Origin of the sequence: Vibrio sp. 10N.286.48.F5, assembly GCF_041469785.1 — a bacterium.
GTDB classification, from domain to species: domain Bacteria; phylum Pseudomonadota; class Gammaproteobacteria; order Enterobacterales; family Vibrionaceae; genus Vibrio; species Vibrio crassostreae_C.
Genome location: NZ_JBFRLG010000017.1, coordinates 1 through 15,989 on the forward strand (window position 1 = coordinate 1; position 15,989 = coordinate 15,989).

The 15,989-nt window shown below is 44.0% G+C and carries 9 protein-coding genes and 1 riboswitch; of the genes, 3 read left to right on the top strand and 6 right to left on the bottom strand.

Annotation, left to right across the window (positions count from 1 at the left end; all coding sequences use genetic code 11):
* Positions 1-218: 218 nt before the first annotated feature.
* Entirely contained in the window at positions 219-1,499 is a 1,281-nt protein-coding gene (locus AB4185_RS11670; RefSeq protein ID WP_017061334.1) for a sodium:proton antiporter, read from the bottom strand.
* A 169-nt stretch (positions 1,500-1,668) separates the two neighbouring features.
* On the opposite strand from AB4185_RS11670, the gene metH reads away from it, so the two are divergent.
* The gene (metH, locus tag AB4185_RS11675; protein WP_017068719.1) at positions 1,669-5,346 is read left to right on the top strand and encodes a methionine synthase; all 3,678 of its coding nucleotides are present in this window, start codon (positions 1,669-1,671) and stop codon (positions 5,344-5,346) included.
* Between the two features lie 107 nt (positions 5,347-5,453).
* On the opposite strand, the gene lysC is transcribed toward metH, so the two are convergent.
* The gene (gene lysC, locus AB4185_RS11680; RefSeq protein ID WP_372135480.1) at positions 5,454-6,821 is read right to left on the bottom strand and encodes a lysine-sensitive aspartokinase 3; all 1,368 of its coding nucleotides are present in this window, start codon (positions 6,819-6,821) and stop codon (positions 5,454-5,456) included.
* Positions 6,822-6,929: 108 nt separating this feature from the next.
* Positions 6,930-7,107: riboswitch (Lysine riboswitch) on the bottom strand.
* Between the two features lie 176 nt (positions 7,108-7,283).
* On the opposite strand from lysC, the gene AB4185_RS11685 reads away from it, so the two are divergent.
* Positions 7,284-8,423 (top strand): alanine--glyoxylate aminotransferase family protein, encoded by a 1,140-nt coding sequence (locus AB4185_RS11685; RefSeq protein WP_017061337.1) that lies wholly within the window; start codon positions 7,284-7,286, stop codon positions 8,421-8,423.
* A gap of 112 nt (positions 8,424-8,535) precedes the next feature.
* Here AB4185_RS11685 and AB4185_RS11690 read toward each other — a convergent pair whose 3' ends face one another.
* From AB4185_RS11690 to AB4185_RS11705, 4 genes are all read right to left on the bottom strand, one after another.
* Positions 8,536-10,299 (bottom strand): PglL family O-oligosaccharyltransferase, encoded by a 1,764-nt coding sequence (locus AB4185_RS11690; protein ID WP_017061338.1) that lies wholly within the window; start codon positions 10,297-10,299, stop codon positions 8,536-8,538.
* A gap of 96 nt (positions 10,300-10,395) precedes the next feature.
* Entirely contained in the window at positions 10,396-13,227 is a 2,832-nt protein-coding gene (gene uvrA / locus AB4185_RS11695; protein WP_017061339.1) for an excinuclease ABC subunit UvrA, read from the bottom strand.
* A 149-nt stretch (positions 13,228-13,376) separates the two neighbouring features.
* On the bottom strand, positions 13,377-14,249 hold the full coding sequence (gene galU, locus AB4185_RS11700; protein ID WP_372135481.1) for a UTP--glucose-1-phosphate uridylyltransferase GalU: 873 nt from the start codon (positions 14,247-14,249) through the stop codon (positions 13,377-13,379).
* 157 nt (positions 14,250-14,406) lie between these two features.
* Complete coding sequence (locus AB4185_RS11705; protein ID WP_029235092.1) at positions 14,407-15,054, bottom strand: LuxR C-terminal-related transcriptional regulator; 648 nt, start codon at positions 15,052-15,054, stop codon at positions 14,407-14,409.
* A gap of 278 nt (positions 15,055-15,332) precedes the next feature.
* Between AB4185_RS11705 and AB4185_RS11710 the strand changes: the two genes are divergently transcribed.
* On the top strand, positions 15,333-15,890 hold the full coding sequence (locus tag AB4185_RS11710) for a single-stranded DNA-binding protein (protein ID WP_017061342.1): 558 nt from the start codon (positions 15,333-15,335) through the stop codon (positions 15,888-15,890).
* Positions 15,891-15,989 lie beyond the last annotated feature (99 nt).

Here is a 15,989-nt window from a genome sequence, read left to right on the forward strand (position 1 = left end):
TTTACTTTAATTGGTATTAACCTACTTAAAGAGTTCTGGATACCCACAACAAGGCTTTCGACTACTCAAATACTCGCGGTATCAAATATCGATATAATCTCTATGTTCCACGCATACCTTTCAACGATAACTTCAGTGAGGGAATTGGCGAGTTTGACTTTCATTAGGTATAAAAAAGGCCACCTAAAGTAGGCGGCTTTGGTTGATCTATCTAGGTGTTAATCTAGCTCTTTCTCTGCTTGTTTTGCTTTCTCTATCATAGGAGTGATTGTTGAGCCTTGAACTAGAATAGAGAACACAACAACGGCGTATGTCATGACAAGGATTATCTCTTTTACATCTATTGCTTTGTCTTCAATTACCCAGATACCTGAAGGGATCGAAAGTGCCATGGCTAATGCTAAGCCACCGCGTAAGCCACCCCAAGTTAGAATCTTAATCGACCACGGGTTGTAAGTTCTAAAGCGTTTAAATCCGATGTAAGACAAGAAAACACTCAAGTAACGTGCACTCAATACTAGAGGGACTGCGAACGCCATTAAGATCCAGTCTTCTTGGTGGAATTTGAATAACAGCATCGACATACCAATTAGTAGGAATAATACGCCGTTTAAGAATTCATCTATCAACTCCCAGAAATGATCTAGGTGATCTTCACTCTCTTTCGAGAATCCGATAAAGCGAGTCCAGTTACCAATCATGATACCTGATACCACCATCGCTAATGGGCCTGATACATGTAGAACTTCAGCAAACGCATAACCAGCAGTTGGGATGCCGATGGTTAATAGCAACTCCATCGAGTGGTCATCGGTATTGCTGATTAGGTAGTGGAATACAAGACCTAAAACAAAACCATAGACAATGCCGCCAATCGCCTCTTGAACGAATAGCATGGTCACACTACCGACGGTTGGCGCTTCTGTGCCGAATGCGATAGTAAATAGGGTTACGAAGATAACTAAGCCAAAACCATCGTTGAATAGAGATTCTCCCTCGATTTGAGTAGAGATTCTTCTGGGAGCGTCGAGTTTCTTTACTATTGCTAGCACGGCGATGGGATCGGTTGGAGAGATTAGCGAGCCAAAGAGTAGGCAGTAAATCAGATCAAATTGAATACCGATGAACTGGCAAAACCCGTACAGCACAAAACCGATAAAGAATGTTGAAAACAGCGTAGCACCTAACGCGAGTACTGTTATTTCCCATTTCTGGTCTTTTAGGTTTGGTAATTTGATTCCCAAACCGCCTGCAAATAGTAAGAATCCTAATATCCCTTTTAGAAGGAAATCTTCAAAATTAATACTGGCAACGGTTTCTGAGGCGATGTCAGCCAATTGGAACCAATTGTTTTGTCCCGCAATGATAATTAATAGAGATAACATCATTGAGCCAGCTGTAATGGCGATGGTTGTCTGCATTTTACCAATTTTTGTATTCACGAAAGCAATAAGCATGGCTGCAGCGGACAAGAAGCATAAGGTGTAATAGACCGACATTGGGATTCCAACATGTAACAAAGTATGAATATGAATTTTCGTTGTCTCATGCTCAAATAGCAAACATTTTTTTGTCATGACTCAGTAATCAATTTCCTTTTTTAGACGTCTAGACTCCTTTTTAATGTGTGATAGGATGGAGGGATAATTAAAGGAATGAGGTTGTACCGTGGGAAGTAATGTAAGGCAAAAGATTGACGCTCTGTTGAAGCAACGAATTTTACTGATTGATGGTGGCATGGGCACCATGATTCAGGATTATAAATTGGAAGAGCAAGACTATCGTGGTGAACGCTTTGCTGATTGGCACAGTGACTTGAAGGGCAACAATGACCTTTTAGTTCTTACACAGCCTAAGCTTATCAAAGATATCCATATGGAGTATTTGGAAGCTGGGGCTGACATCCTCGAAACCAATACCTTTAACGCTACAACCATCGCTATGGCCGACTATGATATGGAAAGCCTTAGTGAAGAGATTAACTTTGCTGCTGCCAAGCTTGCTCGTGAAGCAGCTGATGAATGGACTGCAAAGACCCCAGATAAACCTCGCTTCGTCGCGGGTGTATTAGGCCCTACCAACCGAACTTGTTCTATCTCGCCTGATGTAAACGATCCAGGTTACCGTAATGTTAGCTTTGACGAACTGGTTGAAGCCTATTCTGAATCGACTCGCGCGCTCATTAAGGGCGGTTCAGATTTAATTCTTATTGAAACTATCTTTGATACGTTAAACGCGAAAGCGTGTGCCTTTGCCGTTGAATCTGTTTTTGAAGAGGTGGGTATTGCTCTTCCCGTGATGATTTCCGGTACCATCACTGACGCATCAGGTCGTACCCTTTCAGGACAGACGACAGAAGCATTCTACAACGCCCTTCGTCATGTAAAACCAATCTCATTTGGATTGAACTGTGCATTGGGCCCTGATGAACTGCGTGAGTATGTCGGTGAGATGTCTCGTATCTCAGAGTGCAATGTTTCTGCTCACCCTAATGCGGGCTTGCCTAATGCATTTGGCGAGTATGACCTTTCTCCTGAGGATATGGCTGAACATGTTAAAGAGTGGGCTGAAAGTGGCTTCTTGAACCTAATTGGTGGGTGTTGTGGTACTACTCCAGAGCATATCCGTCAAATGGCTGAGGCCGTTGAAGGTGTAACGCCGCGTCAATTGCCAGACTTACCAGTTTCTTGTCGTCTTTCGGGACTAGAGCCACTGACGATAGCTAAAGAATCTTTGTTCGTGAATGTAGGTGAGCGGACCAATGTCACTGGTTCTGCGCGTTTCAAGCGTTTGATCAAAGAAGAGCTTTACGACGAAGCATTGAGTGTTGCTCGCGAGCAAGTCGAAAATGGCGCTCAGATTATCGATATCAACATGGATGAAGGGATGCTAGACGCCGAGGCGTGTATGGTTAAATTCCTGAATCTATGTGCTTCAGAACCTGAAATCTCGAAAGTACCTGTTATGGTCGATTCTTCTAAGTGGGAAGTTATCGAAGCTGGCCTAAAGTGTATTCAAGGCAAAGGCATCGTTAACTCAATCTCTCTAAAAGAAGGCAAAGAGAAGTTTGTTGAGCAAGCCAAATTAGTTCGTCGTTATGGTGCTGCTGTCATCGTGATGGCGTTTGATGAAGTCGGGCAGGCTGATACTCGAGAGCGTAAAGTCGAAATCTGTACCAATGCCTACAACATTCTTGTTGATGAAGTCGGTTTCCCACCAGAAGATATTATTTTTGACCCGAATATTTTCGCAGTGGCTACTGGTATCGATGAGCATAATAACTATGCGGTTGATTTCATTGAAGCAGTAGGAGACATCAAACGCGATCTCCCGCATGCGATGATCTCTGGCGGTGTGTCGAATGTTTCATTCTCATTCCGTGGTAATAACTACGTCCGTGAGGCTATTCACGCGGTATTCCTATATCACTGTTTTAAAAACGGTATGGATATGGGCATTGTAAACGCTGGTCAGTTGGAAATTTACGATAATGTTCCAGAAGATCTGCGTGATGCTGTTGAAGATGTGGTACTAAACCGTCGTGATGATTCGACTGAAAGATTGCTGGATATGGCGACCGAATACCTAGAGCGTGCTGTTGGTAAGGTTGAAGATAAATCTGCATTAGAGTGGCGAACTTGGCCTGTAGAGAAGCGTTTGGAGCACTCTTTGGTAAAAGGTATCACCGACTTTATTGTTGAAGATACCGAAGAAGCTCGTGTTAATGCCTCTCGTCCTATTGAAGTGATTGAAGGTCCTCTAATGGACGGAATGAACGTTGTTGGTGACCTGTTTGGTGAAGGTAAGATGTTCTTACCACAGGTTGTAAAGTCTGCGCGTGTGATGAAACAGGCGGTTGCCCATTTAGAACCATTCATTAATGCATCCAAAGAAGTGGGCGCAACTAACGGTAAGATTTTGTTAGCGACCGTTAAAGGTGACGTTCACGATATCGGTAAAAATATCGTTGGTGTGGTTTTACAGTGTAATAACTACGAAATTATCGACTTAGGTGTGATGGTTTCTTGCGAGAAGATTCTCAAGGTAGCGAAAGAAGAGAATGTCGACATTATTGGCCTGTCTGGGCTGATTACACCGTCTCTTGATGAAATGGTACATGTTGCTAAAGAAATGGAGAGACAGGGTTTCAAGCTGCCTCTTCTGATTGGCGGCGCAACCACATCTAAAGCTCACACAGCAGTTAAGATTGAGCAGAATTATTCAGAACCTGTTGTATACGTAAATAATGCCTCGCGTGCAGTGGGTGTTTGTACTTCACTACTTTCTGATGAATTGAAACCCGCTTTCGTTGAGAAGCTGGATATCGATTACGATCGCGTTCGAGATCAGCACAATCGTAAGAAACCTCGTACCAAGCCCGTCACGCTTGAAAGAGCTCGTGCCAATAAAGTTGCTATCGATTGGGATGCGTATACGCCACCTGCACCCGCTAAGCCGGGAGTTCACATCTTCAATGATTTTGATGTGGCGACTTTGCGTCAGTACATCGATTGGACTCCATTCTTTATGACATGGTCATTGGTTGGTAAATACCCTGCAATCCTTGATCATGAAGAAGTGGGTGAAGAGGCAAAACGTTTATTCAAAGATGCTAATGATTTACTGGATCGCGTAGAGAAAGAGAAGCTGCTTGAAGCGCGTGGTATGTGTGCCATGTTCCCAGCGAACAGTGTTGGTGATGATATTGAGGTGTATACCGATGAATCTCGTACCGAAGTTCTAAAAGTTCTACACAATCTTCGTCAACAAACAGAGAAACCAAAAGGCTTTAACTACTGTTTGTCTGATTACATTGCGCCAAAAGAAAGCGGTAAAGCGGATTGGATTGGTGGCTTTGCGGTTACGGGTGGTATTGGTGAGCGAGAGCTGGCTGATGAATACAAAGCGAAAGGCGATGACTACAACGCGATTATGATTCAGGCGGTTGCTGACCGATTGGCTGAGGCGTTCGCGGAATATCTGCATAAAGAAGTGAGAAAGGATATTTGGGGTTACTCGCCAGATGAGAATTTGTCTAACGACGATTTGATTCGAGAGAAATACCAAGGTATTCGTCCAGCTCCAGGTTACCCTGCTTGCCCTGAGCATACAGAGAAAGGCACGTTGTGGGAGCTGATGGATGTTGAAAAGGCAATCGATATGTCATTAACGACAAGCTACGCGATGTGGCCTGGTGCTTCAGTATCTGGTATGTACTTCTCACACCCTGATGCTAGATACTTTGCTATTGCACAGATTCAACAGGATCAAGTGGATAGCTATGCTGACCGCAAAGGTTGGGACATGTTAGAAGCCGAGAAGTGGTTAGGTCCAAACATTAACTAGTTTGAATCTACGACGAGCTTTGATTCGTATAGTAAAAAAGAGAAAGGGTTGCTTAATAGCAACCCTTTTTGTATTTGTGATTTATCTGTCGATGATAAACGGACTTTCTATTCAAATAATTCTTGGTGCAGTTTTTGAATCGCCAACTTAGAAACAGATTCATTTAGTAAGAAGCACAGGTTGTGTGGGCTTGCACCGTAACAAATCATGCGTAGGTTGAAGTCTTCAAGAGTGCCGAAGACCTGCTTTGCATAGCCTTTGCTTTCACTCATGTTGTTACCAATAAGAGCAACAAGGCATAGGTCGTGTTCAATATCTACAGAACACAGCTCCTCAAGCTCAATGCGAGCGGCTTCAGGTAACTCAGGGGCACCACCAGAGGTATCCGTTTGATCGAGTGTTAGTGAAACACTGATCTCTGAAGTGGTGATAAGATCGACTGAGATCTTATGTTTAGCAAGGATCTCGAATACCTTCGCCAAAAAGCCGTAAGCATGGAACATGTTTGCACTGCGAAGCGTAACCATCGTTTGGTTGCAACGAAGAGCAAGTGCTCTGAATAATGGTGAGCTTTCAACTTCTTGGCGAATCCAAGTTCCACCTAACTCTGGTGCTTTAGAAGAGCCGACAAATACCGGGATTTGGTGGCGCAATGCAGGTACTAGAGTTGAAGGGTGCAGTATCTTTGCACCAAAGTTTGCCATTTCCGATGCTTCGCTAAAACTGATCTCTGGAATAGGAGATGCTTTCGGTGCGATGCGTGGATCTGTCGTGTAAATACCCGGAACATCTGTCCAGATTTCCAACCCCATTGCCTGTACTGATTCGGCGATCAGCGCGGCGGAATAATCGCTGCCACCACGGCCTAAAGTCGTGGTGTTACCTTCGCTATCTGCACCGATAAAACCTTGAGTAACCACAACTTGCTGTTGGCAAAGTGGTATAAGCTTCTCTTTTGCTAGGGCTGAAATATCTTCAAGTTGTGGTTCTGCTTTACCAAAATCACCATTAGTGCGCATCACTTCTCTGATATCAAAACGAACGGCTGGTGTACCTCGTTCACGAATAATCTGAGCCAAAATGTGTGTCGACATCAACTCGCCACATGCGACAAGGTGATCCGTCAGTTTAGTACTTGTTTGGAATGATGCGGCCTCTGCAGCGCTCGCAATGTCATCAAGAATGCTGTGGACTTCTTTTTCGATGCTGATTGGATCTGCGAGTTGGTCAAGAATTGCGTTGTGAATGTCCGCTAATTGCGCCATTAGTTCCTGACGACGAGCTTTGTCTTGAACACCATTTGCTAGTTCAACCAGCAAGTTAGTGACACCAGAGCATGCACTACTCACGACCAGTTTCGTGTTTGAGTTGTTTTCAATAATGGCAGCACAACGGCTCATTGCTTCAAAGTTGGCAACACTTGTTCCACCAAACTTAGCGACATTAAAAGAACCAGCTACATTAGATGCACTCACGATATATCTCCCACGACTTCCTAAAATAAAATTACGGTTGGGTAATCCAACGTCCGATGTTTTTCGAAGAGAGTTTTAGAGCAAAAAGAGAGGAATTATTAGAATAGTAACCTCAGAAGCTCTTCACCATATAGAAATGGCGACAGTTGACGGGATTCAGCCCGCTCAACCGATAATAAAGGTCCTGCATCCTTTTATTATCTCGGCACTGCTCCCCATAAATGTTTTGTATTGGAAATGCGGTTCCACAAAACATCTGCCTGGGCAGTGCTCCTCTTCTGCTAGATAGCCGTTTCATTGAACGTTTTTGTGGTAACAATGTCAATCCGTAACTTGAGATAATTGAAAAATAATTTTAACAATTATGTGACAGTGGTTTGACCTCAATACTTATGGCTAATTGCTGAGGTAATCAATTTGCTTTAGGGTGGATTGTTCACAACATTAACGTAAGGGATGTACATGTCTAATTTACCACTCACTACTGCTATCGATAGCTTTTATCCACCACACCGAACGTTAATGGGACCTGGTCCTTCAGATATCTCACCTCAAGTGTTACAGGCTTTGAGCCGTCCAACCATAGGTCACTTAGATCCGCTGTTTATTGCGATGATGGATGAGCTTAAACAGCTTCTTAAATACGCTTTTCAGACTGAAAACGAATTTACGATTGCCGTTTCTGCACCGGGCAGTGCGGGTATGGAGACCTGTTTTGTTAACTTGATTGAGCCTGGTGAAAAGGTGATTGTTTGTCGTAACGGTGTCTTCGGTGAGCGTATGCGAGAAAACGTGGTGCGTTGTGGTGGCGAAGCGATCCTTGTTGATGACGAATGGGGCAAGCCCGTTTCAGTTGAAAAGGTAGAACAAGCATTGGCAGAAAACCCCGATGCCGTTGCTGTTGCATTTGTGCATGCAGAGACATCAACCGGAGCGTTATCTGATGCTCAAGCTATCTCTGCTGTCGCTCGTCAGTTTGATGCGTTAACGATTGTTGATGCAGTGACATCATTAGGTGGTGTGCCATTGCTGGTTGATGAGTGGCAGCTTGATGCGGTTTATTCTGGCAGCCAAAAGTGTCTGTCTTGTGTGCCAGGGCTATCTCCAGTGACTTTCTCTCAGCGTGCGGTTGATAAAATGAAAGCCCGTAAAGCACCAGTGCAAAGCTGGTTTTTGGATCAAAGTTTAGTATTAGGTTACTGGAGTGGAGAAGGTAAGCGTAGCTACCACCATACCGCACCCGTGAACAGCCTTTATGCTCTGCATGAGTCGCTGGTTTTGTTGAAAAATGAAGGCTTAGATAATGCGTGGTCTCGTCATCATGCGATGCACCAAGAGCTTAAAGAAGGCGTAGAAGCTCTAGGGTTAAAGTTTGTGGTTGATGAAGAGAGCCGCCTGCCGCAGCTTAATGCACTTTATTTCCCAGAAGGAATTGATGAGGCTAAGATAAGAACGCAGCTTTTAGAAGAATATAATCTTGAAATCGGTGCTGGGCTTGGCTCTTTGGCTGGTAAGGCATGGCGTATCGGCCTAATGGGTTACGGTGCTCGTAAAGAGAATGTCGCGTTGTGCCTAAAAGCGCTAAAAGATGTTTTGAAGTAGCTGCATGAACTGAAATTAAAAAGAAAAGCGCACGAGAGATCGTGCGCTTTTTTGTATCTACCCCAAGCTCCTACTGCCTACTAAGTGAAGCTTGCGTTGCGAATTCTTAACATTATTCTGCAGACGAAACGTTATCTTCTGCTTGTGACACTTTCTTATACTGAACCTTTGAAAAGTCTCTGTTAGGGAATAAAAAGTTCGCTTCGCTACGAATTTGCTCTGCTTTACTTTCTTCTCCTAGGCCTTGATACGCCAGAATCAGATTGCTGTAGAAAGCCGGTCTTGGTTTGCTCTTAATGATCTCCAGTGACCAATCGATGTAAGGCTGTATAAGGCTCGGGTCGGCTTTGTAGAGGCCGATATTAAGGTAAGTGCTGTATATATCCCAATCGTAGCGATCTTTCCACACCACTGGGTTCGTTACCTGCTTAAGAATGTCCGGATTTTTCGGCTTAGACAGTTCAAACTTAGTCAGTACATAGTTGGTGTGCAGGGCGCTCAACATATAAAAACTGACCAAAATAGGGAGCACTAAGCTCAACACTCTAAATAGGGTCTTGCTGATGATACTGAACGACTGTTGATAATGTCGGGAAGAGCGCTGATCTACCCAGTAAATCAATATAATGAATGTTATCCAGTGAATCGCCGAGTGGTAAAAAGGATACTCAAGTTGAGAGTGCAAAAGGATTGGGATAAATAACGCGAGCAGGGCTAGACGTGTTCCCTTTGCTGAACTTGTTATGCGTGACATCACCAATATTGCAGCAATCAAGATTCCGATGATTGGTACAATCCCCCCTTCAACTCCCCAAAACAGGAACTCATTGTGCGGGTGATCCATTGAAGGAAGACCTGGATGATAGTTCGAGTTGAGTTGATGTTGGCGAGCTGTATATAGCGTGTATTCAGACTCAAATTTCCCGTAACCATAACCTGTAAATGGCTTTTCGATCATCATATCTAAAGCTTGCGGGAACGTATAAGCGCGCGGGCTTTCTAGGTTCGCTTTCTTGCTAGCGAGGCTATCAGTCGCACTTAGGCTGATCACCGAAAAAGCGACGACGACACCGACGAGCACTGATGCGCACCATCCGTAGAAGCGTTTCTTGGTCGAGAACTTGTATAGATAGGGCAGAATGCAGATAAACCCAATGACAGCGGCCAACCATCCGGTACGTGATGCAATGATGATCAGCAAGGGCACGGTTAAGGTTGGAGTTAAATACAGTAGGAATGATTCGCTGATCTTATGGTTATATTTAGCCGGCTGCCTTGCTAAAAGGTAAGCGGACAGCACAAAACCAGTAGCAAGAAAGCTTGCCATTACATTCGGTTGTTGAAATATCCCATATGGTCGGTTTGCAGCAGTGTTGTAGCCAAATAGGTTGCCAGGTTCTAATAAGAAATATTGCACATAGCCAAATAGTGCTTGTATAACAACAGCAAGTACAATGAACCACAACATACGTTGCTTGTGTTTATTGCTGAACTTAAATTGCTGCAGCACCACAAATAAGGCAAAGCCCGCCCACAATCCAAGCAAGCGTCCTGACGCTCCTTGAGGTGCAGCATTGCTGTATAAAATGGGTAGCGTGAGTATGATGCAGCTAATCAACAAGCCAATTGTTAATTTGGAATACTTGAGTACTCGATTGGTCGCGAGTTGGTAAAAGCCAATCGCTAGCGTGAAGCTTAGCGCTAGCCAAGTGGTAGGGTTAAAGGATAGAGCAAGGCCCGAACCACCAGGATTCGGCATAAAAAAATGCATAGCTAACAAGAATACAACAGCTAAAGAAGCCAGAAATGCTTTGTTGAGTGGTAGCTGAGTGACCTGATTTTCTAGCTGAGTACCGCTAGTGTGTATTGTTGCCATAAATCCCTAACCTTATAAAAACAGAGCTTGTTCCTTCTGAAACAAGCTCTGTTACTTTAACATTTTTCTGTCTGCCCGCAGGGCGCTATTTTACACCTACTTCAAATTTAACATAGGCTTAAGGAAGCGAGCAGTGTGTGAACCTTCGACTAACGCCACATCTTCAGGTGTACCCTCTGCAACAATCTCACCACCACCTTGCCCACCTTCTGGGCCAAGATCTAGGATCCAGTCTGCTGTTTTAACGACATCTAGGTTGTGCTCAATCACGACAACTGTATTACCGTGATCACGCAGTCTATGTAATACCGTCAGTAGCTGCTGGATATCGTGGAAATGAAGGCCTGTTGTTGGCTCATCGAGAATGTATAAGGTTTTTCCCGTGTCTCGTTTAGACAGTTCACGCGCTAATTTAACACGCTGAGCTTCACCACCAGATAAGGTTGTAGCTGCTTGCCCTAAGCGAATGTAAGAGAGGCCAACGTCCATTAAAGTTTGCAGTTTACGAGCGATAACAGGTACCGGGTTGAAGTATTCACGAGCATCTTCCACAGTCATCTCTAGAACTTCGTCAATGGTTTTACCTTTGTAGCGGACCTCTAGAGTCTCACGGTTATAGCGCTTACCTTTACACACATCACAAGGCACATACACATCGGGTAAGAAGTGCATCTCTACCTTGATTACGCCGTCTCCCTGACAAGCCTCACAACGACCACCACGAACGTTAAAGCTGAATCGACCTGGCTTGTAACCACGAGAACGTGATTCCTGAGTGCCCGCGAATAGTTCACGAATAGGGGTGAAAATCCCTGTGTAGGTCGCAGGGTTTGATCTTGGTGTACGACCGATAGGGCTTTGATCTATGTCGATTACCTTATCAAAATGTTCTAACCCTTTAATCTTTTTGTGCTTTGCTGGAACTGCAGTCGTGGCACCGTTTAATTGAGTGTGGGCGACTTTAAAGAAGGTATCGTTGATAAGCGTTGATTTACCCGAACCTGATACGCCCGTAATACAACTGAACAAGCCAACAGGAATTGTCGCGGTCACATTCTTTAGGTTGTTCCCCGTTGCGCCAACGATCTCGACGACCTTTTTCTTGTCGATAGGCGTTCTCTTTTCAGGCACTGCAATTTCTTTAGCACCGCTCAGGTATTGGCCTGTCAAAGAGTTCGGGTTTTCGATGATGTCTTGCATGGTACCTTCTGCCACCACGTGACCACCGTGCACCCCTGCTCCTGGACCGATATCGATAACATGGTCAGCACAACGAATTGCATCTTCGTCATGTTCCACAACAAGTACCGTATTACCTAAGTCTCTCAGGTGAATTAAGGTTTGCAATAGACGTTCATTATCGCGCTGGTGGAGACCAATTGATGGCTCATCAAGTACATACATAACGCCAACTAAACCGGCACCGATTTGGCTCGCCAAACGAATACGTTGCGCCTCACCACCAGACAGCGTTTCAGCACTGCGTGATAGGTTAAGGTAGTTCAAACCAACGTTGACTAAGAAATGCAGACGATCATTGATCTCTTTCATCACTTTATCTGCGATCTGCCCACGTTGACCGTCTAGCTTCAATTCTTGGAAAAATTGTAGTGCGTCAGCAATGCTAAGTTCAACGATTTCCGGAAGTGTTGTATCACCAATGAAAACATTACGAGCTTCTAATCTCAGGCGAGTGCCATCACAGCTAGAACACGACTTGGTTGAGATGTATTTGGCAAGGTCTTCACGCACCGCGCTAGATTCAGTATCACGGTAACGGCGCTCTAAGGTATTTAAAATGCCCTCGAATGGATGACGCTTAACTCGAATATCACCTCGGTCATTGATGTACTTGAATTCCACTTCAGTTCGACCTGATCCTTTTAGAATGATCTCTTGAGTCTTTTTCGGTAGAGAATTAAATGGCGCATACAGATCAAAACCATAATGTTCTGACAGCGACGTTAGCATTTGGAAATAGTAGTAGTTCTTTTGATCCCAACCTTTTATCGCACCTTCAGCAATGCTTAGGTTCTCATCTAAAATCACTCGGCTTGGATCAAAATACTGTTGAACACCAAGACCATCACACGTCCCACAGGCTCCTGCCGGGTTATTAAATGAGAACAGGCGAGGCTCAAGCTCTTGCATGCTGTAACCACATTTAGGACAAGCGAAGTTAGCAGAGAATACGATCTCTTCTTGATCCGTTTCGTCCATCCAACCGACGACAGCGATGCCGCCAGAGAGCTCTAATGTGGTCTCGAACGATTCAGCCAAACGTTGCTGTAGATCGGGACGTACTTTAAATCGATCAACGACGACCTCAATGGTGTGCTTTTTATGAAGTTCTAAGGCTGGTGGATCGGATAGATCACAGGTTTCACCATCAATTCGGGCTCGGATAAAGCCTTGCGCAGCTAAGTTTTCCAGTGTTTTAACATGCTCACCTTTGCGCTCTTTGACAATCGGTGCCATCAACATCATCTTTGAGCCTTCAGGCAGTTCTAAGACCTTATCGACCATTTGACTGATGGTTTGTGCTGCTAGAGGGATGTTGTGGTCTGGACAGCGAGGTTCGCCTACTCGCGCATACAATAATCTGAGGTAATCATAGACTTCGGTAATGGTACCGACGGTTGAGCGAGGGTTATGTGAAGTCGATTTTTGTTCTATTGAGATAGCTGGAGATAGACCTTCAATATGGTCGACATCAGGCTTTTCCATAAGAGATAGAAATTGACGAGCGTAAGCAGACAGAGATTCAACATAACGACGCTGACCTTCTGCGTAGAGTGTGTCAAACGCAAGTGACGACTTTCCTGAACCCGATAATCCGGTGATGACAGTCAGTTTGTCACGTGGAATGGTTAGGTTGACGTCTTTGAGGTTATGCGTACGAGCGCCTCTAATTTCTATTTTATCCATCTCAATAGACCATGTAATTTTAAGTGGCTAAAGTATTACATAGAGTGAGATTTGTGCAAAGTTTTACTGGATAAAAAAACAGTAAACAAAAAGGGCGACTCAAAGAGTCGCCCTTTCTAAAATCAGTAACGTTAGTGATTAACCAGTCGTTATGCTTCTTTCTTGGTCGAGTGTTTACCTAGCTCGATTTGCTGCTGGTCTTTCTTGTATAGGTTTTCGAAGCAGTAGTTTGTTGCTTCGATATAGCCTTCAACACTACCACAGTCAAAACGTTGGCCTTTAAATTTGTAAGCCAATACACAGCCTGCTTTTGCCTGTTTTAGCAATGCATCAGTGATCTGGATTTCGCCGCCTTTACCTGGTTCTGTCTGCTCGATTAATTCAAAGATATCTGGAGTCAGAATATAACGACCAATGATCGCTAGGTTGCTTGGTGCTGTACCTTGCTCTGGCTTCTCTACCATGTCATCAACTCGGAAAAGGTCATCTTTGATCATTTCGCCAGACATAACACCGTACTTGTGAGTCTCTTCTTCTGGAACTTCTTGTACAGCAACAATAGAACAGCGGAACTGTTTGTATAGCGCAACCATCTGAGCTAGCACGCCTTGTTGCTCGTTCACACAAAGGTCATCAGCAAGTACTACTGCGAACGGTTCATCGCCTACAAGTTCGCGACCCGTTAAAATAGCATGGCCAAGGCCTTTCATCTCACGTTGACGAATGTAGGTGAAGTTTGCCGCTTCAATCGTTTCACGGATATTAACCAATAGGTCTTCTTTATTGGTGCCGCTAATCTGGTGCTCAAGCTCGTAGTTTTTATCAAAGTGATCCATGATCGAGTGCTTACCACGTCCAGTAACGATGCACATTCCATCCATACCAGCTTCGATAGCTTCCTCTACACCGTATTCAATCAGAGGTTTGTTTACTACAGGCATCATTTCTTTAGGCATTGACTTGGTTGCAGGTAAAAAACGTGTACCGTAGCCAGCTGCCGGGAAAAGGCACTTTTTGATCATGATAAGACCCTTTATCTATAATAATTATTGATTCAACCTGAGTGGTTGATATTTCTGAGGGCAACTCTAGCATAAGTTATGTAGAAAATTCAGCAACAATAGCCATGGTTTACTAGAGCTTCCCTCAAAATTATCGTCAGACTAAGAGGTGGGTCGATTATGCAAGCAGGTTCTGGTTTGCCCATGCTATCGCTTGAACTCTATTTTTTACCGCAAGCTTACGGAATATTTGATAGAGGTGAGATTTAACCGTGAACTCACTAATAAACAAGTCATCGGCGATTTGTGTGTTTGAAGACCCGGATTGAAGACAGCGAATCACCTGGATCTCACGAATGGTTAAGTCAACATTGGTTGGTGTGGTGTTGGTATTGACCATATTGCGATAATAAAACAACAGTTGATTGGTTACCTTCCTTGGCAGCCAGTTATCGCCATCAATGACTTCTTGAAGACCACGAGCAATCTTGTCCTTTTGTTCAGTGTTGTAAAAGAGTCCTTTTAGTACCCCATAGGTAAGAAGCTCTGAGGTTGGAAGTTGCTGGGGGACATTGAATAAAATGATTTCGTGATTTTTCCACATAACAGTCAGGTTAGGACAAATAATCAGTAGTTGTGGTACCTCTCTGTAATCGACGAGCAAGATCCGGTTACTCCGCTTTCTATCAACTAGCATTAATTCGTCGGGTGTCATTTTGTAGAGAACAATAGATAAATGCTTTTCTATCTCTTTTACATGTAGATAGGTATCGTTTGGGTCGATGCACAGAAAGTGTAAAGTGCGAGCGTATCTTGATTTTCTCATTGAAACGTCCTGTTTGAGTGGGATTAGATTCCACGTTGTCATGCAGGCTTTAGCTTCTCTAGCGCCTTGATAGTGACTTGCGTTGAATATCAATTATCAAAGTAAATGAGTGGTTTGTAAGTGGAGAAAAAAGCAACATCGCTCTGAATATCATGATTTGTTACGTTTTTATTCTTTGTAGTGAGGAGAGAATAGGAATGCGATTTATCACTGCAGAAAAGCATGCTATTCTTGTGCGCTAAAATTTTCTGAGACTATGAATTTAGACGGAGCAAATCATGGCTAGCCGTGGAGTTAACAAAGTTATATTAGTGGGTAACCTAGGTAATGACCCTGAAATTCGTTACATGCCAAATGGCGGCGCAGTAGCGAACATTACCATTGCAACGTCAGAGTCATGGCGTGATAAAGCAACTGGCGAGCAGCGTGAAAAAACAGAATGGCACCGTGTTGCTCTGTTTGGCAAGCTTGCGGAAGTTGCTGGTGAGTACCTACGTAAAGGTTCTCAAGTTTACATTGAAGGTCAACTTCAAACTCGTAAATGGCAAGATCAAAGCGGTCAAGATCGCTACACAACTGAAGTGGTTGTTCAAGGCTTCAATGGTGTAATGCAAATGCTTGGCGGCCGTGCTCAAGGTGGTGCTCCTGCTCAAGGTGGCATGGGTAACAACCAACAGCAAGGTGGTTGGGGTCAGCCACAGCAGCCACAACAACAGCAACAACAATACAGTGCTCCCGCTCAACAGCAGCCAAAAGCACCTCAACAAGCTCCTCAGCAGGCTCAACCTCAATATAATGAGCCGCCAATGGATTTTGATGATGACATCCCATTTTAATCCCTGTTTTTAATATATTATAAAGACAGTATTAAATTGGAAAAAGCCGCGTTCATCGCGGCTTTTTGTTACCTACAATTCTTAACGCTTTATTTACAA